Origin of the sequence: Mesorhizobium sp. M0983, from assembly GCF_040318975.1 — a bacterium.
In the GTDB taxonomy this organism is placed as follows: domain Bacteria; phylum Pseudomonadota; class Alphaproteobacteria; order Rhizobiales; family Rhizobiaceae; genus Mesorhizobium.
The window spans coordinates 41,877-68,299 of record NZ_JAMYNH010000019.1 but is presented as its reverse complement, the minus strand read 5'-3'; the positions used below and the strand labels follow the sequence as shown (position 1 = coordinate 68,299).

General features: G+C 61.4%; 26 protein-coding genes and 1 pseudogene. 2 read left to right on the top strand and 25 right to left on the bottom strand.

Features of this window, described 5'->3' with window-relative positions; all coding sequences use genetic code 11:
• Nucleotides 1-145 precede the first annotated feature (145 nt).
• The 15 genes and pseudogenes from NKH71_RS26290 to NKH71_RS26220 form a co-directional block, all read right to left on the bottom strand.
• The gene (locus NKH71_RS26290; RefSeq protein ID WP_023717770.1) at nt 146-1,873 is read right to left on the bottom strand and encodes an ABC transporter substrate-binding protein; all 1,728 of its coding nucleotides are present in this window, start codon (nt 1,871-1,873) and stop codon (nt 146-148) included.
• A 77-nt stretch (nt 1,874-1,950) separates the two neighbouring features.
• Entirely contained in the window at nt 1,951-2,217 is a 267-nt protein-coding gene (locus NKH71_RS26285; protein ID WP_031193610.1) for a DUF2160 domain-containing protein, read from the bottom strand.
• Between the two features lie 173 nt (nt 2,218-2,390).
• On the bottom strand, nt 2,391-3,305 hold the full coding sequence (locus tag NKH71_RS26280; RefSeq protein WP_023717772.1) for a carbohydrate ABC transporter permease: 915 nt from the start codon (nt 3,303-3,305) through the stop codon (nt 2,391-2,393).
• Between the two features lies 1 nt (nt 3,306).
• Entirely contained in the window at nt 3,307-4,173 is an 867-nt protein-coding gene (locus tag NKH71_RS26275; RefSeq protein ID WP_023674893.1) for a carbohydrate ABC transporter permease, read from the bottom strand.
• A 1-nt stretch (nt 4,174) separates the two neighbouring features.
• Nucleotides 4,175-5,242, bottom strand: a complete 1,068-nt coding sequence (locus NKH71_RS26270) for an ABC transporter ATP-binding protein (protein WP_023717773.1) — start codon at nt 5,240-5,242, stop codon at nt 4,175-4,177.
• Nucleotides 5,243-5,251: 9 nt separating this feature from the next.
• A complete protein-coding gene (locus NKH71_RS26265; RefSeq protein WP_352789249.1) occupies nt 5,252-6,331 on the bottom strand; it encodes an ABC transporter ATP-binding protein in 1,080 nt (359 codons plus the stop codon).
• Nucleotides 6,332-6,370: 39 nt separating this feature from the next.
• Nucleotides 6,371-7,897 (bottom strand): glycerol-3-phosphate dehydrogenase, encoded by a 1,527-nt coding sequence (gene glpD / locus NKH71_RS26260; protein WP_023717775.1) that lies wholly within the window; start codon nt 7,895-7,897, stop codon nt 6,371-6,373.
• A gap of 125 nt (nt 7,898-8,022) precedes the next feature.
• Nucleotides 8,023-8,790, bottom strand: coding sequence for a DeoR/GlpR family DNA-binding transcription regulator (locus NKH71_RS26255; RefSeq protein WP_023717776.1), 768 nt, complete (start codon nt 8,788-8,790; stop codon nt 8,023-8,025).
• Nucleotides 8,791-8,918: 128 nt separating this feature from the next.
• Nucleotides 8,919-10,331: a pyridoxal phosphate-dependent decarboxylase family protein gene (locus NKH71_RS26250; protein WP_352895414.1), complete on the bottom strand. Its 1,413-nt coding sequence runs from the start codon at nt 10,329-10,331 to the stop codon at nt 8,919-8,921.
• Between the two features lie 58 nt (nt 10,332-10,389).
• The gene (locus tag NKH71_RS26245) at nt 10,390-11,121 is read right to left on the bottom strand and encodes a proteasome-type protease (protein ID WP_352482263.1); all 732 of its coding nucleotides are present in this window, start codon (nt 11,119-11,121) and stop codon (nt 10,390-10,392) included.
• A gap of 30 nt (nt 11,122-11,151) precedes the next feature.
• A complete protein-coding gene (locus tag NKH71_RS26240) occupies nt 11,152-11,946 on the bottom strand; it encodes a transglutaminase family protein (protein WP_023717778.1) in 795 nt (264 codons plus the stop codon).
• Between the two features lie 61 nt (nt 11,947-12,007).
• On the bottom strand, nt 12,008-12,949 hold the full coding sequence (locus tag NKH71_RS26235) for an alpha-E domain-containing protein (RefSeq protein WP_023717779.1): 942 nt from the start codon (nt 12,947-12,949) through the stop codon (nt 12,008-12,010).
• A 63-nt stretch (nt 12,950-13,012) separates the two neighbouring features.
• Nucleotides 13,013-13,326, bottom strand: a pseudogene (locus NKH71_RS26230) (four helix bundle protein).
• Between the two features lie 125 nt (nt 13,327-13,451).
• Entirely contained in the window at nt 13,452-14,864 is a 1,413-nt protein-coding gene (locus NKH71_RS26225) for a circularly permuted type 2 ATP-grasp protein (protein WP_023717781.1), read from the bottom strand.
• Between the two features lie 172 nt (nt 14,865-15,036).
• Entirely contained in the window at nt 15,037-15,273 is a 237-nt protein-coding gene (locus NKH71_RS26220) for an Lrp/AsnC ligand binding domain-containing protein (protein ID WP_023674883.1), read from the bottom strand.
• Between the two features lie 242 nt (nt 15,274-15,515).
• Here NKH71_RS26220 and NKH71_RS26215 point away from each other — a divergent pair, with 242 nt between their 5' ends.
• A complete protein-coding gene (locus NKH71_RS26215; protein ID WP_023717782.1) occupies nt 15,516-15,935 on the top strand; it encodes a DUF4864 domain-containing protein in 420 nt (139 codons plus the stop codon).
• Between the two features lie 26 nt (nt 15,936-15,961).
• Here the strand turns inward: NKH71_RS26215 and NKH71_RS26210 are convergent, their stop codons facing one another.
• The 8 genes from NKH71_RS26210 to coaD all read right to left on the bottom strand — a co-directional run bounded on the left by NKH71_RS26210 (nt 15,962) and on the right by coaD (nt 22,176).
• Nucleotides 15,962-17,341 carry a hypothetical protein gene (locus tag NKH71_RS26210; protein WP_352789246.1) on the bottom strand — a complete coding sequence of 460 codons (1,380 nt, stop codon included), beginning with the start codon at nt 17,339-17,341 and terminating at the stop codon, nt 15,962-15,964.
• Nucleotides 17,342-17,562: 221 nt separating this feature from the next.
• Nucleotides 17,563-18,693: a tRNA guanosine(34) transglycosylase Tgt gene (gene tgt / locus NKH71_RS26205; protein WP_352895413.1), complete on the bottom strand. Its 1,131-nt coding sequence runs from the start codon at nt 18,691-18,693 to the stop codon at nt 17,563-17,565.
• 24 nt (nt 18,694-18,717) lie between these two features.
• On the bottom strand, nt 18,718-18,987 hold the full coding sequence (locus NKH71_RS26200; RefSeq protein WP_352789242.1) for a hypothetical protein: 270 nt from the start codon (nt 18,985-18,987) through the stop codon (nt 18,718-18,720).
• Complete coding sequence (queA, locus tag NKH71_RS26195; RefSeq protein WP_352789240.1) at nt 18,977-20,062, bottom strand: tRNA preQ1(34) S-adenosylmethionine ribosyltransferase-isomerase QueA; 1,086 nt, start codon at nt 20,060-20,062, stop codon at nt 18,977-18,979. The genes NKH71_RS26200 and queA overlap by 11 nt, the downstream gene beginning before the upstream one ends.
• 12 nt (nt 20,063-20,074) lie before the next feature.
• Complete coding sequence (locus tag NKH71_RS26190; RefSeq protein WP_023717787.1) at nt 20,075-20,473, bottom strand: hypothetical protein; 399 nt, start codon at nt 20,471-20,473, stop codon at nt 20,075-20,077.
• On the bottom strand, nt 20,470-20,982 hold the full coding sequence (locus tag NKH71_RS26185) for a peptidylprolyl isomerase (protein ID WP_023717788.1): 513 nt from the start codon (nt 20,980-20,982) through the stop codon (nt 20,470-20,472). The genes NKH71_RS26190 and NKH71_RS26185 overlap by 4 nt, the downstream gene beginning before the upstream one ends.
• Before the next feature lie 27 nt (nt 20,983-21,009).
• Nucleotides 21,010-21,600 (bottom strand): peptidylprolyl isomerase, encoded by a 591-nt coding sequence (locus NKH71_RS26180; RefSeq protein WP_023717789.1) that lies wholly within the window; start codon nt 21,598-21,600, stop codon nt 21,010-21,012.
• Nucleotides 21,601-21,675: 75 nt separating this feature from the next.
• Nucleotides 21,676-22,176: a pantetheine-phosphate adenylyltransferase gene (coaD, locus tag NKH71_RS26175; RefSeq protein ID WP_023717790.1), complete on the bottom strand. Its 501-nt coding sequence runs from the start codon at nt 22,174-22,176 to the stop codon at nt 21,676-21,678.
• A gap of 196 nt (nt 22,177-22,372) precedes the next feature.
• Between coaD and NKH71_RS26170 the strand changes: the two genes are divergently transcribed.
• Nucleotides 22,373-22,525, top strand: a complete 153-nt coding sequence (locus NKH71_RS26170; RefSeq protein ID WP_023717791.1) for a hypothetical protein — start codon at nt 22,373-22,375, stop codon at nt 22,523-22,525.
• 56 nt (nt 22,526-22,581) lie between these two features.
• On the opposite strand, the gene gyrA is transcribed toward NKH71_RS26170, so the two are convergent.
• Together gyrA and NKH71_RS26160 are read right to left on the bottom strand one after the other, a co-directional pair.
• Nucleotides 22,582-25,392, bottom strand: a complete 2,811-nt coding sequence (gyrA, locus tag NKH71_RS26165) for a DNA gyrase subunit A (RefSeq protein WP_023717792.1) — start codon at nt 25,390-25,392, stop codon at nt 22,582-22,584.
• A 148-nt stretch (nt 25,393-25,540) separates the two neighbouring features.
• Complete coding sequence (locus tag NKH71_RS26160) at nt 25,541-26,365, bottom strand: helix-turn-helix transcriptional regulator (RefSeq protein ID WP_352789237.1); 825 nt, start codon at nt 26,363-26,365, stop codon at nt 25,541-25,543.
• Between the last annotated feature and the right edge of the window lie 58 nt (nt 26,366-26,423).

Here is a 26,423-nt window from a genome sequence, read left to right as displayed (position 1 = left end):
CTCTCTCCCGTCGAAGCGAATTCAAAGGTGCTACGGTGTCTCGACGCCAGACGGCGCGGAGCCGTTCACGCAAACAGGGGAGACGGCAACATGCCGCCTCCCCGGAGCATGGCGATGCGGGCGCGGACGCCCGCATCAAACGGTCCTATTGCTGCCAGCTCTTCACCAGCTCGTCGTAGTTGATGGTGACCGGCTTTTCCTTCTCGTTCTCGATCTTGAGCTGAGGAGCGAGATTGCCCTTCTTGACCGCGTCGGCGTTCCAGTAGGCGAGGTCATGCTCTTCGGCCATCTTCGGGCCAATATCGCCCTGGACGCCCGACTTCTCGATGCGGCTCATCACCTTTTCCTGCTCGGCGCAGAGCGAGTCCATCGCTTCCTGCGGGCTCTTGGCGCCCGACGAAGCATCGCCGATCGCCTGCCACCAGAGCTGTGCCAGCTTCGGATAGTCCGGCACGTTGGTGCCGGTCGGCGACCACTGGACGCGCGCCGGCGAGCGGTAGAACTCGATCAAGCCGCCGAGCTTTGGCGCACGTTCGGTGAAGCTCTTGTCGTGGATCGTGCTCTCGCGGATGAAGGTCAGGCCGACATGGCTCTTCTTCACGTCGACCGTCTTCGAGGTGACGAACTGCGCGTAGAGCCAGGCGGCCTTGGCGCGGTCGGTCGGCGTCGACTTCATCAGCGTCCAGGAACCGACGTCCTGATAGCCGAGCTTCATGCCGTCCTTCCAGTAGACGCCATGCGGCGACGGCGCCATGCGCCACTTCGGCGTGCCGTCGTCGTTCAGCACGGCCTTGGCGCTGGCGTCGACCATGCTGGCGGTGAAGGCGGTGTACCAGAAGATCTGCTGGGCAACCGCGCCCTGCGCCGGAACTGGCCCCGATTCGGAGAAGGTCATGCCTTGGGCTTCCGCCGGTGCATAGGCCTTCAGCCAATCGAGATACTTCTGGATGGAGTAGACGGAAGCCGGACCATTGGTGTCGCCGCCGCGCGCCGTGCAGGAACCGACCGGACGCGAATTCTCGTCGACCTTGATGCCCCATTCGTCGACGGGCAGACCGTTCGGAATGCCCTTGTCGCCATTGCCGGCCATCGACAGCCAGGCGTCGGTGAACCGCCAGCCGAGCGACGGGTCCTTCTTGCCATAGTCCATATGGCCGTAGACCTTCTTGCCGTCGATCTCACGCCCGGTGAAGAACGCTGCAATGTCCTCATAGGCCGACCAATTCACCGGCACGCCGAGGTCGTAGCCGTATTTGGCCTTGAAGTCCGCCTTGTTCTTCTCGTCGTTGAACCAGTCGTAACGGAACCAGTAGAGGTTCGCGAACTGCTGGTCAGGAAGCTGGTAGAGTTTCTTGTCGGGCGCGGTGGTGAACGAGGTGCCGATGAAATCCTTCAGGTCGAGATTCGGATTGGTGACATCCTTGCCGTCGCCTGCCATCCAGTCGGTCAGGTTGCGCACCTGCTGGTAGCGCCAGTGCGTGCCGATCAGATCGGAATCGTTGACCCAGCCGTCATAGAGGTTCTGGCCGGTCTGCATCTGGGTCTGGATCTTCTCGACAACGTCGCCTTCCTGGGTGACGTCGTGCGTAACCTTGATGCCGGTGATGGCTGTAAAGGCCGGCGCCAGCACCTGCGATTCATACTGATGCGTGGCGATGGTTTCGGAAACCACCTTGATATCCATGCCGGCGAAAGGTTTCGCGGCATCGATGAACCATTGCATTTCGGCTTCCTGGCCGGCGCGGTCGAGCGTCGACAGGTCGCCGATTTCCTTGTCCAGGAAGGCCTTGGCCTCGTCCATTCCGGCATAGGCGTTGCTTGCCCCGAGCAACAGGACAAGCGCAGTTGTTGATGTCAAGAATTGCCGTCGCATGTATTTCCTCCACTGTTAAGTTCAAAGTGCGATCTGGATCGGCGGCCGGCACGCCGCCGTTCCAACAGTTTCCCCCTCTATACGTAGCGGAACACGCCGACGGCGTAGACCACGGAGAGAGCGAGAGCCCACCACAGATTGGGTCCGACTAGACCCAGCCAAGCGAGATGGATAAAGGCACTGCCAAGCAGCGACAGGAACAAGCGGTCGCCGCGCGTCGTTTCGAAGCGCAGCACGCCGACGCGCGGATTGCCGCCCGGCGAGACGTATTCCCACACCGCCATGCCGCAAAGCAGCAGAAAGATGGTTCCAAAGAAGGCCGCGGTCGGCCACGTCCACGCCATCCACGAAAAATCGAGGTTGGACGAGAGGTTAAATCCCCACAGGCGGATATTGGCCGGATCGCTGAAGCCTACCGTTATTGCCACGAAATCGATTTGAAGGGCCACCCAGGCCACGACGACCAGGGCGAGAAACAGCACGGCCCACCACCATGGGCTTCTGTCGACCTGCTCCATCATACCCTCCCCAGGGCAAAGCCCTTGGCGATGTAGTTGCGCACAAACCAGATGACGAGCGCGCCGGGAATCAGCGTCAGCACGCCGGCTGCGGCGAGCAGCCCCCAATCCATGCCGGCGGCCGAAACGGTGCGGGTCATGGTCGCGGCGATCGGCTTGGCGTCCGTGGTCGTCAGCGTGCGGGCGATCAGCAGCTCGACCCACGAGAACATGAAGCAGAAGAAGCACGCCACGCCGATGCCGCTCGCAATCAGCGGCATGAAGATCTTGATGAAGAAGCGCGGGAACGAATAGCCGTCGATATAGGCGGTCTCATCGATCTCCTTCGGCACCCCCGACATGAAGCCTTCGAGGATCCACACCGCCAGCGGCACGTTGAACAGGCAATGCGCCAGAGCCACGGCGATATGGGTGTCGATAAGGCCGAAGGCCGAATAAAGCTGGAAGAATGGCAGCGCGAACACCGCCGGCGGCGCCATGCGGTTGGTCAGCAGCCAGAAGAACAGATGCTTGTCGCCGAGGAAGCGATAGCGCGAAAAAGCATAGGCAGCAGGCAGTGCTGCGGCCACCGAAATCACCATGTTCATAACCACATAGGTGATCGAGTTGATGTAGCCCGAATACCAGGACGCGTCGGTGAAGATGGTGCGGTAATTCGCCAATGTCGGTGCGTGCGGGTAGAGCGTCAGCGACGAGACGATCTCGCCATTGGTCTTGAAGCTCATATTGATGAGCCAGTAGATCGGCAAAAGCAGAACGATGATGTAGAGCGTCGGCACGATCCACCACCAACGCGACTCCTCGCCGCGACGGCGCATCAGCCGTGCGATCTCGTCCTGCCGCAGCGTGCTGGCTAATCCTTGCGAAGCTGTCGTCTCGCTCACTCTGTCGGCTCTTTCGTCAGCGCGGCTCATCTCAGCGCTCCGCGTCGTAATTGGTCATCACGGTGTAGAACACCCATGACAACAACAGGACGATAAGGAAGTAGACCAGCGACATCGCCGCCGCCGGGCCGAGGTCGAACTGGCCGAGCGCCGTCTTGACGAGATCGATCGAAAGAAAGGTCGTCGAGTTGCCGGGTCCGCCGCCGGTCACCACGAACGGTTCGGTGTAGATCATGAAGCTATCCATAAAGCGCAGCAGCACGGCGATCAGCAGCACGCGGTTCATCTTCGGCAGCTGGATGTAACGGAACACCGCCCAGCGCGAGGCACCGTCGATCTTGGCCGCCTGATAAAAGGCATCCGGGATCGAGACCAGGCCGGCATAGCAGAGCAGAACGACGAGGCTGGTCCAATGCCAGACGTCCATGATGATGACCGTGACCCAGGCGTCATAGGGATCTTGCACATAGTTGTAGTCGATGCCGAGCGCGTTGACGTAATAGCCGAGCAGGCCAATGTCGTTGCGCCCGAACACCTGCCAGATGGTGCCGACGACGTTCCACGGGATCAGCAGCGGCAACGCCATCAAAACAAGGCAAACAGGCACGCCCCAACCCTTCTTCGGCATATTGAGCGCAATGAAGATGCCGAGCGGCACTTCGATCGCCAGGATGATGAAGGAGAAGACAAGGTTGCGGATCATCGCCTGCCAGAAGCGGCTGGAGGAAAGCAGTTCCTCGAACCACTCGGTGCCGGCCCAGAAGAAGACGTTGTTGCCGAAAGTGTCCTGCACCGAATAATTGACAACCGTCATCAGCGGTATGACCGCCGAGAACGCCACCAGCAGCAGCACCGGCAGCACCAGGAACCAGGCTCTGTTGTTCCAGGTCTTTTCCACTTCAGGCTCCCATCTCGACGCGCCAGGAATCGGCATAGATGTTGATGCCGGCCGGGTCGAACCGCACCTTCGGATCAGCCGGAACTGTCTCGTCCTCGCCGATGATGGCGGCGATCTCGCGCCCTTCGAGATTGGCACGGACCACCTTGTGGCGGCCGACGTCCTCGACCTTGCTGACCCGGACGGCCATGCCCTGGCTGCCCAGGCGCACATATTCGGGACGGATGCCGAGCTCGATGGCGCCGCCGCCCGCCTTGGGCACGCCCGGCAGTTCGATCTGCTGCGAGCCCAGCTTCGCGGTCTTGCCGTCGATCGCCACCGGCATGACATTCATGCCGGGCGAGCCGATGAAATAGCCGACAAAGGTATGGCGCGGGCGCTCGAACAGCTCCGCCGGTGTGCCGATCTGCACGATTTCGCCGTCATACATGACGACCACCCTGTCGGCGAAGGTCAACGCCTCAGTCTGGTCGTGCGTGACATAGACCATGGTGTAGCCGAAGCGGCGGTGAAGCTGCTTCAACTGCGAGCGCAGCACCCATTTCATATGCGGGTCGATGACGGTCAAAGGCTCGTCGAACAGGATGGCATTGACGTCGGAGCGCACCAGCCCGCGTCCGAGCGAGATTTTCTGCTTCTGATCGGCGGTCAGTCCGCGCGCCTTTCGTTTGGCCATATCGGCCAGCCCGGTCATCTCCAGCGTCTCGCGCACCTTGCGGTCGACGTCGGCCTCCGGCACGCCGCGATTGCGCAGCGGGAACGCCAGATTGTCGTAGACGGTCATCGTGTCGTAGATCACCGGGAACTGGAAGACCTGGGCAATGTTGCGCTCTTGGGTCGACAGATTGGTCACGTCCCTGCCGTTGAACAGCAACTGGCCGTGCGAGGGATGCAGCAATCCCGAAATGATGTTGAGCAGCGTAGTCTTGCCGCAGCCGGACGGGCCTAGCAGCGCATAGGCGCCGCCATCCTCGAACGTGTGGTGCACTTCCTTCAGCGCGAAATCGGCATCCGTGCGGGGGTTCTGCAGATAGGAGTGGCGGATATGGTTGACGTCGATGCGCGCCATCGCTTCCTCCTAAGCCGCCAGCCTCGGCGCGGCCACGGCGCGGCCGTGCTCGTCGAAGACCATGATGTGGCGCGGGTCGATGAACACCTCGACCTCCTCGTCCGGCTCGAAGTCGCGAATGCCGTGGGTCAGCATGACCCAGCGCGCATCGGCAAAATCGAGATGGATGAAGCTTTCCGATCCCGTGATCTCAGTGATCGTCACCTTTGCGCGCACCGGCACCGCGGCGGCGTTGGGCCGATCGAGGGAAAGATGATGAGGCTGGAAGCCGATCGTATAGATCGCATCGGCAATGCCGAAGAGTTCGGCCGGCACCGGCAATTTCACGCCGCCCTCGAGCAGGAAATCCAGGCCCTTCTTGGCAAGCACGATGGTGTTGAGCGGCGGATCGGCGAAGGTTCTCGCCGTCACCAGATCGACCGGCTTGCGGAACACTTCGATGGTCGGCCCGAACTGGGTGATGCTGCCTTCGGAAAGCGTCGCCGTGTTGCCGCCGAGCAGCAAGGCCTCGTGCGGCTCGGTCGTGGCATAAACGAAGATTGTGCCGGCGGCCGCGAAGACCTTCGGCAGTTCCGCGCGTAATTCTTCGCGCAGCTTGTAGTCTAGGTTGGCGAGCGGCTCGTCGAGCAGCACGAGGCTGGCATTCTTGACGATGGCGCGGGCCAGCGCGGTGCGCTGCTGCTGGCCGCCCGACAGACTGAGAGGCGTGCGATCGAGATAGGGCGTGAGTTTGAGAAGGGCGGCGGCATTGCGCACCTCCCTGTCGATCGTTGCCTGATCCGTGCCGGCCACCCGCAGCGGTGAGGCGATGTTTTCGTAGACCGTCATCGCCGGATAGTTGATGAATTGCTGGTAGACCATGGCGACGTTGCGCTTTTGCACAGGCATGCCGGTGACATCCTTGCCATCGAACCAGACCGAGCCGGAGGTCGGCACGTCGAGGCCCGCCATCAGCCGCATCAGGCTGGTCTTGCCGGAGAGCGTCGGCCCGAGCAGGACGTTGAGCGAGCCGTGCTGAAGCGTCAGCGAGACGTCGCGGATATGTTCCGCCGCACCCACCGTCTTCGTCACGTTTCTCAGTTCAAGCATGATGCCTCCTCCCAGGCTTTCTGCATCAGTCGGCCGTCCCTATTCGGCAGCCGCTACGTGCTGCCGGCTTATTCCGCGCATGAACTCGTCGAGCACTGCCGCCTGCTCACGGCTGAGACGCAGGCCGCGCTTGGTCCGGCGCCACAATACATCCTCGGCGGTCATCGCCCATTCGTTTTCGACGAGGTAGCGCACCTCGGCTTCGTAGAGATCGGCGCCGAAGTTGCGGCCAAGATCGACGTTCGACTTGGCGAGGCCCAGCAGCTTCCTTGCGCGGGTGCCGTAGAGCCGAGTCAACCGGCGGGCCAGCCGCGCGTCGAGGAACGGGTACGCCGTTTTCAGTTTCGCCACCTCGGCATCGAAGCCGGTGACGGGAAAGTCACCGCCGGGCAGCGGCGCGTTTGCCGTCCATGGTTTGCCGCGCTTGCCGAGAAAACCCTCGATCTTCTCGAGCATCGATTCCGACAATCGGCGGTAGGTCGTGATCTTGCCGCCAAAGGCGTTGACGATCGGGGCGGCACCCTCGCCTCCATCGGCCTTCAGCACATAGTCGCGGGTGGCTTCCTGCGCCTTTGAGGCGCCATCGTCGTAGAGCGGGCGCACCGCGGAATAGGTCCAGACGATATCCGACGGATTGACCGGCTGCGCGAAATATTCGCTTGCCGCAGCGCAGAGATAGTCGATCTCGGCATCACTGATCCTGACGTCGTGCGGATCGCCGGGATAGTCCCGGTCGGTGGTGCCGATGAGCGTGAACTCGTCTTCGTATGGGATGGCGAAAATGATGCGCCCGTCCTTGTTCTGAAAGAAATAGGCGCGTGGGTCGTCGAATTTCTTGCCAACGACGATGTGGCTGCCTTGCACGAGGCGGACATTGTGCACGTCGTTCAAGCCGACGGTCGCTGAAAGCACCTGATCGACCCACGGGCCGGCGGCATTGACCAACAGCCGCGCCTTGACCTCCTCGGTATCGCCGGTCCGCACGTTTTCAAGCCTGACCGTCCAGAGATTGCCTTCGCGGCGTGCGCTGACGACCCTTGTTCGGGTTCGAACGGTTGCACCGCGCTCGGCAGCGTCACGGGCGTTCAACACAACCAGCCGGGCATCGTTGACCCAACCGTCGGAATATTCGAACGCCTTTCGAAAAAGCGGCTTCAGCGGCTTGCCGGCCGGATCCTTGGCCATGTCCAGCGTTTTCGTCGGCGGCAGCAATTTGCGCCCGCCAATATGGTCGTAGAGAAAAAGCCCGAGCCGGATCAGCCAGGCCGGACGCAGCCCCTTGGCGTATGGCAGCACGAATCGCATCGGCCAGATGATATGCGGCGCGTTCCTCCACAGGATCTCGCGTTCCATCAGCGCTTCGCGCACCAGGCGGAATTCGTAGAATTCGAGATAGCGCAAGCCGCCATGGATCAGTTTGGTCGAGCCGGAAGAGGTTCCGCTGGCCAGATCGTTCATCTCGGCAAGGAAGACCGAAAAGCCACGCCCAACGGCATCGCGGGCAATGCCGCAGCCATTGATGCCGCCACCGATGACGAAAATGTCATGGATCGGTGATGCGCCCAAAGAAGTCCTCCCTCGATTTCGCATTGCAGCATTTTTGAGTTTTGCGAAACCGTGGCGGGATTATTTCGAAATGATAACGAATGTCAAACGAAATATGATCGGCGGCAGATGCCGCAGCGGCATCTCTAGGAGAGCGACGTTTCGATCAGCTGAACCTCTGCCTCCTGGCAGATCTTGCGCACCGACGGGATGTCGCAACGATCGGTGATGAAGGTGTTGACCTGCGACAGATGGCCGATGCGGACGGGCGCGGTGCGCTCGAATTTGGTCTGGTCCGACACCAGGATCACATGCCGCGCGTTGGCGATGATCGCCTGAGCCACCTTCACCTCGCGAAAATCGAAGTCGAGCAGTGCGCCGTCATGGTCGATGGCCGAGGCGCCGATCACCGCAAAATCGACTTTGAACTGCCTGATGAAATCGACCGCTGCCTCGCCGACCACGCCGCCGTCGGAACCGCGCACGACACCGCCGGCGATCACCACCTCGATCGAAGGATATATGCGCATTCTGTTGGCAACATTGATGTTATTGGTGATGACCATCAGGCCAATATGATCGAGCAGCGACTTGCTGACCGCTTCCGTCGTGGTCCCGATATTGATGAACAGAGAGGCGTTGTCAGGGATCAGCCGGGCTGCCGCGCGGCCGATCGCCTCCTTCTCCTCGGCGGCGATCTTGCGCCGGGCCTCATATTCCATGTTCTCGATGCCGGACGGGAACAATGCCCCGCCATGAATGCGGGACAAAAGCCGCTGGTCGCAGAGATCGTTGAGATCCTTGCGGATCGTCTGCGGCGTCACGTTGAAATGCGTCGCCAACTCCTCGACCAGTACGCGGCCATGATCTTTGGCCATCTGGATGATTTCGGAATGACGCGGCGACAGATACATCTAGCAACCTCTCATTTTCGTTTTTCTCGTCTATAGCTGAAAACGAAAGCCATGAACAGGTATGAGCCGGCTAATGAAAATCGGGCGACTGCAGAGAGAAAAGCTCCGGCGCAATCTCGACGAGGCTATCAACTCAGGCCCCGCGCGATCTCAGTGATGACCTCGAAAGCAGTATCGACGTCCGCCGCAGTCGTTTCGAACTGCCCGACCTGAAAGCGGATCGCCACCTGCCCGTCCACCCGAGTCTGCGTCAGGTAGATGCGGCCGTCATCGTTGATCGCGCTGACCAACCGCAAATTGTGCTCGTCAGAGTCGATGCCCGCAGCCGTAAGATGCCGGAACGAGAGCAGCGACAGCATCGGCTCCGTTACGATCTCGAAATCCGGTTCCCGAGCCAGCCGCGCGGCAAGGCTCTCGCTCCAGGCGACATGATTGCGGATCATGGTTCGCAGATTTTCCAAGCCATGTGCACGCAGCAGGAACCAAAGTTTCAGCGCGCGGAACCTCCGTCCGAGCGGCACCGACCATTCGGAATAATTGATGACCCCGTCGCGGCCATGTGTTCTCAAGAATTCGGGCTTGATCGCCAGCGTACGCACGAGGTCTTCCGGCTGGCGAACGAACTGCATCGAGCAATCGAACTGTGCGCCCAGCCATTTGTGCGGATTGAAGACGATCGAATCCGCATGTTCGGCGCCGGCCCAGAAATGCCGGAACTCGGGGCAGATCATGGCGGAGCCGGCCCATGCGGCATCGACATGCAGGTAGAGCCCGTGCCGCTTCGCCACCGCGCCAACAGCCGCGACATCGTCGGTGCCGCCGGTACTGGTGCCGCCGACGCTGGCGATGATGCCGGCCGGCAGCATGCCGTTTTCGCGGTCGGTGACGATCGCCGCTTCCAGAGCCGCCGTCTGCATGGCGCGAAAGCGTCCGGCGACCGGAATGCGCACGAGGTTCGCCTCGCCGATGCCCGACACCCAGATCGCCCGGTCTATGGAAGTATGGACTTGGTCGGAAGAATAGACCCGCACGATCGGCTGGCCTTGCAGGCCGCTCTTGTTGCCTTGCCAGTCGAGCGCGCGCTCGCGCATGGTCAGCACGGCGGCAAGCGTCGCCGATGAAGCCGAATCCTGCATGACGCCGGAAAATCCCTCCGGCAGACCAAGCGCCTGCCGCATCCAGTCGACGACCCGCATCTCGAGCTCGGTTGCTGCCGGCGAGGTCTGCCAGAGCATGCATTGCGCAGGCATCGCGGAAACCAGATACTCGGCCACGACGGAGGCCGGTGCCGCATTGGCCGGAAAATAGGCGAAGAAACGCGGATGCTGCCAGTGCGTCATGCCCGGCAGGATCTTTTGCTCGAAATCGGCGAAGATTGCCTGCATCGTTTCGCCGTCTTCCGGCGGCGCGACATCGATGCTTTTGAAGATTTCGCCCGGCTCGACAAGCGGCCGCACCGGTCTTTCGCGAAGGCTGTTTCTGTAGTCGGCGCCCCATTCAGCCGCTCGCAGCGACCATTCGCGGAATTCGTTGCTATTCATCTTCGCCTCCGTAGCGCCTCATCGAGCCGCGATCAAAGAGCACGAAAAACGAAGGTTTTCATTCGGGAAAATCAGGCAAGCTCGCAAAGGCGGTCTTCAGCGCGTTCGACCAGCTATCCGAGATCGTGCGATAATATTGATCGTCATGGTTTATTCGCTTTTTGAGGCCGACCTTGAAAGTGTCCTTTTCATAGAACAGCAGGTCGAGCGGCAGGCCGACCGACAGGTTCGACTTCAGCGTCGAGTCGAACGACACCAGCAGCAGCTTTACCGTCTCGGCGAAACTCATCGTCTTTTCGTAGGCCCGGATGATGATCGGCTTGCCGTATTTGGTCTCACCGATCTGGAAGAACGGCGTATCGTCGGTCGATTCGATGAAATTGCCTTCCGGATAGATCATGAACAGGCGCGGCGCGCTGCCCTTGATCTGACCGCCGAGGATAAAGGAGGCGTTGAAATAGGAATCCGCCTTTTCGCCGGCCGGCGACGAACTGGCGATGACCTCCTTGACGGTGTCTCCGACCAACCGGACTGTCTGGTACATGGAGGGCGTTTCGAGCAGCGTGGCATGGCGCTCCGCCACTGCCTTGGTGCGTTCGTCGAGCAGGCTGACTACGGCCTGGGTTGTCGCCAGATTGCCGGCCGACATCAAAACGATGACGCGCTCGCCCGGCTCCTCCCAGACATGCATCTTCCTGAAGGTCGAGATCGAATCCATGCCGGCATTGGTGCGCGTGTCCGACATGAACACGAGCCCGCGATCGATCTTCAGGCCGACGCAATAGGTCATCGAATCTCTTTGGCAACAATCTTGCCGGGATTACTGCTCCACGGTGACGGTGACCGCAAGCTGTTCTTCCGCCTGTCCCAGCCGAATTCCCGATACCGGCGTGGCGTCGCGATAATCGCGGCCGATCGCCACCTTTACATAGCGCTCGTCGGGAGAAATGCCGTTGGCGACATCGAAGGAGACCCAGCCCAGGCCCGAGACATGCGCCTCGGCCCAAGCGTGGCTTGCCGCCTGCTCGATCGCTGCATCCATCATCAGATAGCCGCTGACGTAGCGCGCCGGGAAATCCATGGCGCGAGCCGCGGCAACGAAGATATGGCTGTGGTCCTGGCAAACGCCGGTCTTGAGCGCAAGGGCCTCTTCGGCCGGCGTCGTCGCGTTGGTGGTGCCGGGTGTATAAGCGACACGCTCGCCGATCACGGCCATTAGCCGGTGCAGCCTTTCGATGTCGGTGCCCTTGCCCACCGAGGCAGCAAGCTCACGAATGCCGCTGCCGATCGTCGTCAGCGGCGTTTCATGGCCGAACAGCCAGAGCGGCGCGAAACCCTGATGCGGTCCGCAGACACCGGCGGTATCGCGCGTCACCACTTCGCCGGCTGCTTCGACTGTGATGAAGTCGCGCTCGCCCTCGACGCTCAACAGCCGGGTATCATTGCCGAAATGGTCGGTGAACCGCACTTCCTCGCGCGCGCCTTCGATCTTCAGCGCCCAGGACAGCACCGTCTGGGTGCGCCCGTTCACCGGGAGCAGCCGCAAACGCTGCAACAGATAATGCACCGGCGCATCGTAGCGGTATTCGGTCCGGTGGGTGATCTTCAGCCGCATCGCTCTCGTCCCTGGAGCATGAGCCTTACCGAAAACCGGTCTTCGTTTTTTGGGATCATGCTCAATAGAACCTGTAATCCTGCGCGATCTCATCGCCGAGCCTGGTGTTGTCGCGGATGAAATTGGCCAGGAATTCGTGCAGGCCGGCGTCGAAAATATCCTTGATCGAGCCGGCCGTCAGCATGGAATGGGTCTTGGCGGCCGTCGCATGACAGGCGTGGCGCTCACCATAGTCGTCACCCAGGAATTTGAGATGCTCCGTCAGGAAGCGGTAGCAAAAGGTCAGCGAGCGCGGCATGCGGACATTGAGGATCAGATAGTCGGCGATATTGCTCGGCTTGTAGTCGGCGTCATAGACCCAGCGGTAGGAGCGGTGCGCCGACACCGAGCGCAGGATCGATTCCCACTGGTAGTTGTCGAGCGTCGAGCCGACCCAGGAGATCGACGGCAACAGAACATAGTACTTCACGTCCAGGATGCGCGCGGTGTTGTCGGCGCGTTCGACATAGGTGCCGAGCTGCGAGAAATCGAAGATCTCGTTGCGCAGCATGGTGCCGTAGAACGAGCCGCGGATCAGCGCCGTCTCGCGCTTGATTGCGTCGAGCGCGCTGGGCAGGTCGCGCTCGTCGATCGGCTTGGCCAACATCCGTTTCAGCGACATCCAGGCTTCGTTGATGCTTTCCCAGGTTTCACGCGTCAATGCTGTGCGCACCATGCGGGCATTGTTACGGGCCGTTTCGATAGACGACATCGTGCTCGACGGGTTCGACGTATCGCGCAGCAGGTAGTCGGCGACATTGGCGGCGGTGTAGTCCGAATATTTCTGCGTGAAGCTGGCGTCCGAGCCGGCGCTGAGCAGCACCGAATTCCACTCCTCCGAAGCATTCTGCGTGCGAGTGAGCGCCATGCGCAGGCCGGCATCCACCAACCGCGCCATGTTCTCCGCCCGCTCGATATAGCGGTTCATCCAATAGAGCCCGTTGGCGGTGCGGCCGAGAAGCATGTCAACGTGCCTCGATGCTGAGTGAGTAGCGAATAGCGAATAGCGAATAGGGGAAAATCGGCTTCATGATTTCTGTTGCAGACTCCTGATCATCGAACGCAGCATTCTCCCGATCTCATCGGCCTGGCCAAGCAAACGCAATACGTCCTGCTCAACCATCAGCGCTACCCTTCCAGACAAGATTAGGTGCGTTTCCAACTCTTTGAGAGAACCTTGCGCTATGCGAAGATATTGAACGAACGATCCCGTGTTTTCTCGCCCGTGCCCTTCGGCGACATTTGCCGCAATCGATACAGATGATCGCCGTATCTGAGACGTCATCCCGTAAACTTCGCTGCTCGAAAGGCTTTCGTTGCCGAATAGCAATCTACAGCCAATTCAACGGCCGCCTTCCAAACAATCAAGTCCCTGTAAGAGTTAATAGTCGTGTTGGTGCCCTCTTCCCTATTCGCTACTCACTATTCGCTATTCGCTATTCGCTACTCATTATTCGCTATTCGCTCTAATCATCCAACACCCAAGTATCCTTCGTGCCGCCGCCTTGCGAGGAATTGACGACCAGCGAGCCTTCCTTGAGCGCTACTCGCGTCAGTCCACCGGGCACGATCTGGATACGGTCGGACACCAGCACATAGGGGCGCAGATCGACATGGCGCGGCGCCAGCCCCTTGTCCGTCAGGATCGGACAGGTCGACAGCGCCAGCGTCGGTTGGGCAATGTAGTTCGACGGTTTTGCCGCGAGCTTTTTGGAAAAATCCTCGCATTCCTTCTTGGTCGCCGCAGGTCCTACCAGCATGCCGTAACCGCCGGACCCGTGGACCTCCTTGATCACCAGTTCGTCGATGTGCTCCAGCACATATTTCAGGCTGTCCGGTTCCGAGCAGCGCCAGGTCGGGATGTTGCCGAGCATCGCCTTGCGGCCGGTGTAGAATTCGACGATTTCGGGCATGTAGGAATAGATCGCCTTGTCGTCGGCAATGCCGGTTCCGGGCGCATTGGCGATCGTGATATTGCCGGCGCGGTAGACGTCCATAATGCCCGGCACGCCAAGGGCTGAGTCCGGGCGGAAGGTCAGCGGATCGAGGAACGAGTCGTCGACGCGCCGGTAGAGCACGTCGATCTGCTTGTAGCCCTCGGTCGTGCGCATCGCGACATGGCCATCGACGACGCGCAGATCCTGCCCTTCGACGAGTTGCACCCCCATCTGGTCGGCAAGGAAAGCATGTTCGAAATAGGCCGAGTTGAAGCTGCCCGGCGTCAGCACGGCAATGGTCGGCGCGCCCTTGGTGCTTTGCGGCCGCACTGCGGCCAGCGACTGGCGCAAGAGCTGCGGATAATTCTCCACCGGCCGCACCTTGATCTGCTGGAACAACTCGGGAAAGAGCTGCATCATCGTCTCGCGGTTCTCCAGCATGTAGGAGACGCCGGACGGCGTGCGCGCATTGTCCTCCAGCACGTAGAACTCGTTCTCGCTGATGCGTACGATGTCGACGCCGATGATATGGGTATAGACGCCGGCCGGCGGCCGCACCCCGATCATTTCGGGCAGGAACGCCTCGTTCTTGGCGATCAACTCCTTCGGCACGCGGCCGGCACGCAAGATTTCCTGACGATGGTAGATGTCGTCGAGAAAGGCGTTCAGCGCCTGGACGCGCTGCTCGATGCCTTGCGTCAGCCGTCGCCATTCGTTGCCGGAAATGATGCGCGGAACGATGTCGAAGGGTATCAGCCGCTCCGATGCTTCCTGCTCGCCGTAAACGGCGAATGTGATGCCGGTCTTGCGAAAGACGCGTTCGGCGTCCTGCATCTTCTCGTTAAGCCTGGCCGGGTCCTGTTCCTTCAGCCAGCGATCGTAAGCCGAATACGGTTTTCTCAGCCCGGAAACTTCCGGAAGCATTTCATCGAACGCTGCCAATCGCATACTCCCCTGTGGCGCCATTTCACTGGCCTCGCTGGAGAAAATCAAGCGCAATCGGTGATTTGGTGGGCGCCGGCGATCAGTATATCGCTCTTGCCTAAAATTAAGGCAGTGCCGATAGGGCCGTAGTCAGGCTTTGCTTCGTGTCCGGGCAGATGCCGGATGCGGATCAAAACGCGCGAAAGGTGACGACCGTGAACGTGTCTTTGATGCCGGGAAGAATCTGCACTTTCTCGTTGACGAAGTGGCCGATGTCTTCCTCGTCGTCGACATAGAATTTGGCGAGCAGGTCGTAGTTTCCGGCTGTCGAGTAGATTTCGGAAGCGATCTCGGCATCGGCCAGGGCGCTGGCAACGTCATAGGCCTTGCCCAGATCGCACTTTATCTGCACGAAAAATGCTTTCATTGCCTGGTCCTGCCCAACATCGCACGCTCTAGGTAAAATCGAGCGGCCCTTGTGGCAGACTGCCGCCCGGCTTTCAAGCATCGGCCATCGCTCAGGCTGTTCTAGCCTCGACAATGCTTTCTCGGTCTGGACACAACTCGCGGCGCCGAATGTTTGCGCTCGGCTGAAACCCTCGAGCACTGCAAAGCGTATAGTATCATGTACCTCGGACAGCGATTTCTCAGGGACAACGGAGACAGGCCATGCGCCGCGCGTTTTTCGCATTCGCAGTCGTTCCATTCATTTTCGCATCCCAGGCCTTTGCTGGCGACGCCGAAGTCAAGGCGGCGCAAACGGTCATCGATGGTCAATTGAAGGCCTTCATCGCCAACGACGGAGCGACGGCCTACAGCTTTGCCGCACCAAATGTGAAACGCATCTTTCCAACTGTCGATACCTTCATGAACATGGTGACCAACGGCTACCCGCCGGTGCGCCAACCGCAGACCTACTCCTTCGGCAAGGTTCGCGAGACGAGCCCGACCTCGATCATCCAGCAGGTGCTGATCGTCGGCCCGGATGGCAAGGACTATGAGGCGGTCTACACGCTCGAACTACAGCCTGACGGCAGCTTTCGGATCACCGGCTGCAGCCTGCGCGCGTCCACGTCGCTCAGCACCTGAGGGTGCTTGAGGAGGGCAAAGTTGTCTCAATCCTGTCGCCGGTAGAGCGTCCAGCTCAGGCCTGAAAACCCCCAGTGTCTCGACGCGTCGGCCCGTTCATACGCCAAAGCGCATGCGGCCGTCGGTTCAACATGTTCGGCTTGCTTGTCCACATCCCCCTCGAGGATCAGCCAAGCCGGCCGGTCGGCGCACATCCTGTTTTCCGGAACCAGCCAAGCCCGACGATCCGTCCGCGCCGCAGAATAATCGACGACCATGGCGGTGCGGAAATCACTGTTGCTCGCATAGGCGGCAGCGCCGTTCCTGGTCATTTCATCGACCATAGCAGCGTACGAGCCGCGTCCGTACTGATAGAATTGGAGCAGCGACGAAATGCTTCCACTCACCACGATCGCCAGTGCTCCCACCGCAAATAGCCTGGCAGTCCCGCGAGCAGCCAAGCCGCGACCGATCATCTCGCCGGCCCAGAGCAGCAGCAATGTTCCGCTGATGATGAAATAGCGCGGAAACTCGAGATTGGGCAGATGTGTCGCCGCCATGAGCAAAGGCAGTCCGATAATCCCGATGACATAGAGGCTGGCCCGGCGATCGCACCAGACACCAGCGGAGAGGCCAACAAGACCGCAGGCGGCAACGATATACGGCCAGTCGCCGAACCAGGGGGGCAGCCCGAACAGAGAGCGGATCATTCCGCCATAGCCCTGCGCGAAGGCGGCAATCGAGAACGGCGAAACACCACCGACACTGAAGCCGAACAGCCTGCCGCCGATAAACACGCAGGCAGCCAGCGGCAGCACGGCAAGCAAGGCCGGCAGGAAGATCGACGCCAGATCCGCAACGACACGGCTGACCCTCGCCGTACGCTGCCAGGCGAGCCACGCGGTCCAGATTGCGAGGACTGCCACCATTCCGATCATGGTGAGATGGCATAGGAACCCGAAAAGGATCGCCGCTGCCAAGGCCGTGCCAGACAACCGTTTGTTGTCGAGCCGGCGCTCCAGAAAAACCACCGAAAGCAGCGTGACGAGCACAAGGCCGGCATAGCCACGCGCCTCCGAGCCGTAGTGCACCATCGGATAGCTCACGGCAAACAACAGGCTTGTGGCAATCATCGCCCGTCGTCCGTGCGGTGCGGCGGTCGCTGCCGCCGCAACTGTCGTGGCAACACCTAGTGCTATCGACAGGCCTCGCTGGATCAAAGGCGAAGCGTCGGGGCCGATGAGATAGAGATAGACCGAGTTGAGGAAATGATTGTTGTCGTGATTGACGCGCCAGAATATCTGGTCGATCGAGGTCAGCGGCTCAATCAGCGCAAAGCTCCAGATCTCGTCCAGCCAAAGGTCGCCGCGCGCGCCAAGCAAGCGCAAAACCAAGCCGGTCACGGCGATGACCAGAACGGCAAGCAACGACCCCGCCGTCCATTGCTGGACCGCCACGGAGGGCGAAGGCGAAGGCTCGGCGCTGCCATTCGTCCGCACCGTCGTGCCAGGAACTGAAACTTGCCCCGAAACGAACAGGTTCTTGATCCTCGCCCGATGTCGTCCGGCAATGCTTATTAGGCAGACGTTTCAAAACAGTTCATGGCAGGTGCGACTCCTCCCTGGAGCCGGATTCCTGGCGAGCACGCCTACCGGACGGGGAGGTCACCGTTTGCCCATTGCTGCGTGATGATCTCAGCTTGTCCGGCGAACCTGCCAGCCCCGATCGCTTCGCGAACGTCGCGCATCAGCTGCTGGTAGTAGGACAGATTGTTCCAGGTCAGGAGCATCGCCCCGAGCGCCTCTTGCGAGCGCACCAGGTGGTGCAGATAGGCGCGCGAATAGTCGCGTGCGGCCGGGCAGTCGCTTTCCTCATCGAGCGGGCGCGGATCGTCGGCATGGCGGGCGTTGCGCAGATTGACCTTGCCGCGCCGTGTATAGGCAAGGCCATGCCGCCCTGCCCGCGTCGGCATCACGCAGTCGAACATGTCGATGCCGCGCGCCACCGACTTCAAGATGTCGTCCGGCGTACCGACACCCATCAGGTACCGCGGCCGGTCAGCCGGCAACTCCGGGCAAGTGATGTCGAGCATCTCCAGCATCACCGCTTGCGGCTCGCCGACGGCCAACCCGCCGACCGCGTAGCCCTTCAGCTCCATCGCCTTCAGCGCCTGCGCCGAGCGCAGCCGCAGGTCCGGTATATCGCCGCCTTGCACAATGCCGAACATCGCCTTGCCGGGCTGCTCGCCGAACGCCGTCTTGCAGCGCTCGGCCCAGCGCAACGACAACTCCATGGCACGCTCGATCTCTTTTTCCTTGGCCGGCAGCGCCGTGCACTCGTCGAGTTGCATCTGGATGTCTGAATCGAGCAGCCCCTGGATCTCGATGGAACGCTCCGGCGACATCTCGTAGGCGCCGCCGTCGATATGCGAACGAAAGGTCACGCCGTTCTCGGTCAGTTTCCTCAGCTTCGACAGCGACATCACCTGGAAGCCGCCGCTGTCGGTGAGGATCGGATAGGGCCAGCGGGCGAATTCATGCAGGCCGCCGAGCCGAGCCACGCGCTCGGCGCCGGGTCTCAGCATCAGGTGGTAGGTATTGCCAAGGATGATGTCCGAGCCGACACCGCGCACCTGATCCATATACATGGCTTTCACCGTGCCGCCGGTGCCGACCGGCATGAAGGCAGGCGTGCGGATTTCGCCGCGCGGCATGGTGATTACACCACGCCGCGCCCTGCCGTCGGTCGCCAGCACCTTGAAGGTGAATGCGTTAGTCATTGAATGCGTTAGTCATTGAATTCCCTAGCCATCGAACTCTTTGTCGAATACCAGCGCGTCCGGAGCCTGCTTATCGAGCGATTGCCGGTAGCGGATGCAGCCGCGCATGAATTTCGGCCAGGGCGGCACGGCAATCGCCGGCTCGGTCTTTTCGGGTAAAAGCGACCAGAGGTCGGGGTGATGCCAGCACAGATCATGGCCGGTGGCGTCGCGGTGTTGGCGGATGCCGGCGCGCAGTTTCCTGACCTCGGCGAGCAAGGCTTCGCGGCCGAAAGTTTCCAGGTCATCGTCCATCGTTATCCTCCCTGAACAGAAGACTTGCGTCTCCATAGGAATAGAACCTGTAGCGGTTCTCAATGGCATGCGCATAGGCCGCGTGCATCGTCTGCAAACCGCAGAAGGCCGAAACCAGCATGAACAGCGTCGAACGCGGCAGATGGAAATTGGTCATCAGCATGTCGGCGGTCTTGAAGCGATAGCCGGGCGTGATGAAGATGTCGGTCGGGCCTGACCATGCGGCCAGCCTGCCGTCCTTGCCAGCCGCGCTCTCCAACAAACGCAGCGATGTCGTGCCGACAGCGATAATGCGCCCTCCTTTTGCTCTCGCCGCATTCAGCGCCTCGGCGGTTTCCGGGCTGACCGAACCGGTTTCGGCGTGCATCTTGTGGTCGGCGGTGTCGTCCGCCTTCACCGGCAAAAACGTGCCGGCGCCGACATGCAGCGTGACGAAACGGCGCTCGATGCCATTGGCGTCGAGCGCGGCAAACAGCTCCGGCGTGAAATGCAGCCCCGCCGTCGGCGCGGCCACGGCGCCCTCCTCCCTGGCATAGATGGTCTGGTAATCGCTGCGGTCGCGCTCGTCGTCGTCACGCTTGGAGGCGATGTAGGGCGGCAGCGGGATGTGGCCGACGGCGTGCTGAGCCTCATCGAGGAACGGACCCGACAGGTCGAAGCCGAGCAGCACCTCGCCACCTTCACCCTTCTCGATCACGGTCGCGTCGAGCTGGCCGAGAAAGCAGGAATTGGCATCATGACCGAAATGGATGCGATCGCCGGCGGCGACGCGCTTGCCCGGCCGCATGAAGGCGAGCCACCGGTCGGGCGCCGTCCGCATGTGCAGCGTGGCTTCGACCTGCGCCGCTGCCTCGCCGCGCCGCCTGATGCCTTTCAGCTGCGCAGGAATGACCTTGGTGTCGTTGAAAACCAGCACATCACCAGCCTTGAGCAGGGACGGCAGGTCGCGCACGGTCATGTCCTCGAGCCCCGCGCCCGGCCTGACCACCAGCATTCTGGCACTGTCGCGCGGCTCGGCTGGGCGAAGCGCGATGCGCTCCTCCGGCAGATCGAAGTCAAAAAGGTCGACGCGCAAGAAATCCCCGCCTCAAGGTTCCGGGCAGGTCACCGCCCAGGCGCCGACACCGTCTATGCTCAATGTGCCGCCCATCGCGAAACTGGACTGCTCGCTGGCCTTGACCAGCCGCAATCTGGCGACGATCGAGCTGAGGCCCTCATCAGTGAGATCGATCAGCATACGCTCGTCGTCCTCGAATGCCTGTCCGACGATGACTTTCGTTGAACCCGGCTGGCCGTCCGTGGTCCATGTCTTGCCGCCGGCATCCAGCCACACGCGCGCCACTGCAATGACGGCTGTGTGTCCCATCAACACGTCGATCGATGCCGCGCCGCCGTCGGCGCTGCAAACGATCGATTCCGTCGCCACCGCCGGAGTGGCCGCCGCGACGAGCACAAATGCGATGGCCGCGACAGCCCGGCTGGTCATTTCACGTCGGCCGCGACCTTGAGCGACACGATCTTGTCGGGATCCTGCACCGGTTCGCCGCGCTTGATCTTGTCGACATTGTCCATGCCTTCGATGACCTGGCCCCACACCGTGTACTGGCGGTTGAGGAAGGCGGCATCGTCGAAGCAGATGAAGAACTGCGAATTGGCCGAGTTCGGGTTCTGCGAGCGCGCCATCGAGCAGGTGCCGCGGCCGTGGTTGGCGTTGGAGAACTCGGCCTTCAAGTCGGGCTTGTCGGAACCGCCCGTACCGGCGCGGGTCGGCGCGAAAGACGGCTTATTGGAATTGCCGAATTTCACGTCACCGGTCTGCGCCATGAAGCCGTCGATGACGCGGTGGAAGACTACGCCGTCATAGGCGCCTTCGCGCGCCAGCTCCTTGATGCGGCCGACATGGCCGGGCGCCAGGTCTGGGAACAATTCAATGACGACCTTGCCCTTGGTCGTGTCCATGATAAGCGCGTTCTCGCGGTCCTTGATCTCGGCCATGTCAGAATATCCTTTTGAAACTTGGGTTTACTTGCCGTCAGCGGCGATACGCACCTTGATCATGCGATCGGGGTCGGTCACCGTCCCGTTCTGCGCCGCTTCGCCTTTCTTGATGTGGTCCACCAGCTCCATGCCGCTGACGACATTGCCGACGATGGTGTACTGGCCGTCGAGCGGCGGTGCCGGCGCGAACATGATGAAGAATTGCGAATTGGCGGAATTCGGATCGTCGGAGCGGGCCATGCCGACCACGCCGCGCTGGTAGTGCTCGGTGCTGGAGAATTCGGCCGGCAGGTCGGGAAGATCGGAACCGCCGGTGCCGACGGCGTCGGCATTGAAGCCGCTCTTCATATTGCCGAACTTGACGTCGCCGGTCTGCGCCATGAAGCCGTCGATGACGCGGTGGAAGGCGACGTTGTCGTAGGCGCCCTGGCGCACCAGCTTTTTGATCTGCGCGACGTGCTTCGGCGCAAGGTCGGGCCTCAGCGCGACGGTCACGTCGCCGTCCTTCAGCGTTACGATCATGGTGTTTTCCGGATCGGCGGCAAAGGCCGACACGGATGCCGTCACAAGACCGGCAAGCACGGCAAGCAAGAAGGCAAGCTTTTTCAGCTGCATGGGATCTTTCTCCGAATATCTTCGTTCATGCATGTCGTTACCCAAAACCGGGCTCCACTTTTGAGCGACATGCATTTATTTCGCGAATTTGGCGGTGAGCGCGCCGGCCACGGCCGCCGGCACGAAGTGGCGGATGTCGCCTCCCATCGAAGCTATCTGGCGCACAAGTGTGGCGGTAATGGTGCGCACCGAGGGGCTGGCGGGCAGGAAGACCGTCTGCAGCTCAGGCGCCATGGTCTCGTTCATGCCGGCCATCTGCATCTCGTAGTCGAGATCGGTGCCGTCGCGCAGGCCGCGGATCATGATCGAGGCGCCATGCTTCCTGGCCGCGTCGATGACCAGACCGTCGAAGGCGACCACTTTGATGCGCGCACCGTCGCTGCCGAATTCCGCCTTCGTTGCCGTTTCGATCAGATCGACCCGTTCCTCGAAGGAAAACAATGGCTTCTTGCCGGGATGGATGCCGATCGCCGCATAGATGGTGTCCGCCACGGCCAGCGACGCCTTCAGCACGTCGAGATGGCCGTTGGTCAGCGGGTCGAAAGAGCCGGCATAAAGGGCGATGCGTTCGGTCATGGCAGGTGCTTCTAGCGAGCCTCTCCCCTAAAGGCAAATCCGATCGGCAGGCCCGCCCCATGAACCTTTTGGCCGACGTGAACGACAGATGAATGTGCCGCTCACAACGGCTTCACGCAGTGTTCACTAAGTTGCAGCTTCGAAAGATGAAACCAAACACCCATCTAACCGTTGTTAGGCGCAGGAGAACACGCACATGCTGATCTACATGCTCGCCACCGCAATGACCGTCGCCATGCTGATCGCTACCGTATTCGGGTTGCATCAGGAAGCACAGCGAGTCCGCGCCAAGGCCAATACCAAACGGTTCGAAGGCTTCGGCATCCGCAAGCCTTATCGCCACTTCTAGATTGCTGGGGTTTCTTGAGAACGCCGGCCCATAGGGCTGGCGCCGTCGCGGCAAACTCACTCGACGGTAGTGTCAGGCTCCCCACCTTCGGCATCGGTAGCAGCGCCACCTTCAGCATCGACACTCTCTTCGATCTCTTCGTCGGCTTGCGGCTCTGAAATCCGCTCCACCGAAACGACCTTCTCGCCCTCTGCGGTATTAAAGATCGTAACGCCCTTGGTGGCGCGGCTGGCAAAACGAATGCCGTTGACCGGGACGCGGATGACGGTGCCGCCATCCGAAACCAGCATGATCTGATCGTCATTGCCGACCGGGAAAGTCGCCACCAGGCGGCCGATTTCGGCCGTTTTCGACACGTCGGTGGCGCGGATACCCTTGCCGCCACGGCCGGTCAGACGGAAATCGTAGGACGACGAACGCTTGCCGTAGCCATATTCCGTAACCGTCAGCACGAACTGCTCATGTGCCTTGAGGAATTCGTAGCGCTCGTCGGAAAGCTCCGCCTCTTCGCCGACCTCCTCATTGGTAAGCTGGATTTCTTCCTCCTCACCGGCGGCAATGTCGACGACAAGCCGGCGTTCAGCCACCACCCGCTTGAGGTAGGCGGCCCGCTCGGCCGGCGGCGCATCGACATGCTCGATCACCGCCATCGAGATCACCCGGTCGCCATCGGCCATGGCTATGCCGCGTACACCGACCGAATTGCGGCTCTGGAAGACGCGTACGTCGCTGACCGAAAAGCGAATGCACTGGCCGGAACTTGCCGTCAAAAGCACGTCGTCATTGTCGGTGCAGGTTTCGACGCCGAGGATCTCGTCGCCTTCCTCGTCCAGCTTCATGGCGATCTTGCCGTTGCGGTTGACCTGGACGAAGTCCGAAAGCTTGTTGCGACGCACCGTGCCGCGCGTGGTGGCGAACATCACGTCGAGCTCGCCCCAGCTCGTCTCATCCTCCGGCAGCGGCATGATGGTGGTGATGCGCTCGCCCTGTTCGAGCGGCAGCATGTTGATCAGCGCCTTACCGCGCGATTGCGGGTTGCCGATCGGGAGGCGCCAGACCTTTTCCTTGTAGACGATACCGCGTGAGGAGAAGAACAGCACCGGCGTGTGCGTGTTGGCGACGAACAGCCGGGTGACGAAATCCTCGTCCTTGGTCGACATGCCGGAGCGGCCCTTGCCGCCGCGGCGCTGTGCCCGGTAGAGCGACAGCGGCACGCGCTTGATGTAGCCGGAATGGCTGACGGTGACGACCATGTCCTCGCGCTGGATGAGGTCCTCGTCTTCCATGTCGGCCCCGCCCTCGGCGAGCTCGGTGCGGCGCGGTGTGCCGAACTCGTCGCGCACGGCGATGAGTTCGTCCTTGACGATCTGCTGGATGCGGGCGCGGGACGACAGGATGTCCAGGTAATCCTTGATCTCGTCGCCGATCGTATTCAGCTCGTCCGCGATCTCGTCGCGGCCGAGCGCGGTCAGGCGCTGCAGGCGCAGTTCGAGGATGGCGCGGGCCTGCTCCTCGGAGAGATTGTAGGTTCCGTCCTCGTTGATGCGATGGCGCGGATCGTCGATCAACAGAATCAGCGATTCCACGTCGCCCGAAGGCCAGCGCCGCTCCATCAACTGCTCGCGCGCCGTCTGCGGGTCCGGCGCCGTGCGGATCAGCTTGATGACTTCATCGATGTTGGCAACAGCAATGGCAAGGCCGACCAGCACATGGGCGCGGTCGCGCGCCTTGCGCAGCAGGAATTTCGTGCGCCGGCTGATCACCTCCTCACGGAAGGCGACGAACGCCTTCAGCATGTCGGTCAGCGTCAGCAATTCCGGCTTGCCGCCGTTCAGCGCCACCATATTGGCGCCGAAGGACGTCTGCAGCGGGGTGAAGCGGTAAAGCTGGTTGAGGATGACATCGGCGACGGCGTCGCGCTTCAGTTCGATAACGACGCGGTAACCCTGGCGGTCGCTCTCGTCGCGAATGTCGGAAATGCCCTCGATGCGCTTATCGCGCACCAGCTCGGCCATCTTCTCGATCATCGACGCCTTGTTCACCTGGTAGGGAACCTCGGTGATGACAATCGATTCACGGTCGTTGCCGCGTGGCTCGACGTTGACGCGGCCGCGCATGACGATGGAACCGCGGCCTGTCGAATAGGCGCTGTAGATGCCGGAGCGGCCAAGCACGATGCCGCCGGTCGGGAAATCCGGTCCAGGAATGATCTCCATCAGCGCCGGCAGGTCGATCGCCGGATTGTCGATGAGGGCAATGGCGCCGTTGCAGACCTCGCCCAGATTGTGCGGCGGGATGTTGGTGGCCATGCCGACGGCGATACCGCCGGAGCCGTTGACCAACAGGTTCGGGAAGCGCGCCGGCAGGACTTTCGGTTCGCTGCCCGACGCATCGTAAGTGTCCTGGAAATCGACGGTGTCCTTGTCGATGTCTTCCAGCAACTCATGCGCGACCTTGGTCAGCCGCGATTCCGTGTAGCGCATCGCCGCCGGCGGATCGCCGTCGATCGAGCCGAAATTGCCCTGCCCGTCGATCAGCGGAACGCGCAGCGACCAATCCTGCGCCATGCGCACCAAAGCGTCATAGATCGAGGCGTCGCCATGCGGATGGTATTTACCCATCACGTCGGCGACCGGGCGTGCCGATTTCACATATTTGCGGTTCCAGTGATAGCCGCTCTCATAGGCGGCGTAGAGGATGCGGCGATGCACCGGCTTGAGGCCGTCGCGCACGTCCGGCAGCGCACGGCTGACGATTACGCTCATGGCGTAATCGAGATAGGAGCGCTGCATCTCCTCGATGATGGATATCGGCTCGATGCCGGTGGGGCCGCCGTCGGCGCCGCGCGGTGTCTTTTGGTCGGTCAAATCGGATCACAATCTAATCAGGAATCACTTGGTGCTTATATAGGAAGCCGGCCCGAAACTCCAATAATCGCGGCAGTTTTCCAGTGTCGTTTTTAGCGGCAAATTCAAAAGGATACACCAATTGCGACGATATGGCCGTGGCACCCTTTCACGAGCGTCGCCGGCGGGCGCGATAAGTTCCCGGCGTCTCGCCCATCAGCCGCCGGAAACGGCGGTTGAAGGTTGATAGATCGTTGAATCCCGCCGCAAAGGCGATCGCCGAGATCGCCTGATCTGACGTCCGCAGCCGCACGGCTGCCCTGTGCAGCCGCGCTCTCAGCAGGAACTGATAGGGCGTCATGCCGGCAACGTGCCGGAAGGTGCGCAGGAAATGGTAAGGGCTGGTGGCGGTCTCGTCGGCGAGTTCGGCAAGCGAGATCGGCCGGTCGGCATCGATTTCGATGCGGCGCACCGCTTCGGCGACACGCTTCTGGTCACGGCGACTTGGCGCCCGTCCCCGATCCGTATCGCCGCAAGCCGCTGTCACGGCTGCGCCGGCAATGCGCAGGGCGAGTTCCTCGAACGCGCCGGTGTCGGCCATCTCGCGCGCCGCCTCCGCTTCGGCGAGCAGCGGCACCAGCGCCGACAAAGGCGGCAGGCGCGGCATGCTGAAATCAAGCTGCTTTGCGCCCGCGTCGGCGACGATCCGCTCCATATAGGCCAGTCCGAAATGGAAGGAGAGGCAGCGGTCGCCGGTGCCATGCTCATGCCCGCATTCGTAGCAGGTGCCGGGATTGCCGAGCAGGAGCGCGCCCGGCGCCAGCATCGCCGTGCCCTGGCGCGCACGATAGCGGAACGTGCCGCTGGTCACGGCGGCGACGCAGAAATCCCGATGCTCCTCCTCGAATGGCCTGTCGGCGGCACTAGCGGTGCAGACGACATCCAACACCTGCCAGCCTCGGCCCGACGCCAGCCTATGCGCGCTCGTCGTCATCGCCGAAACATAGCAATTTTTCCCAAGCGCAGAACCCCGGTCGGCCTCTATGCTTACC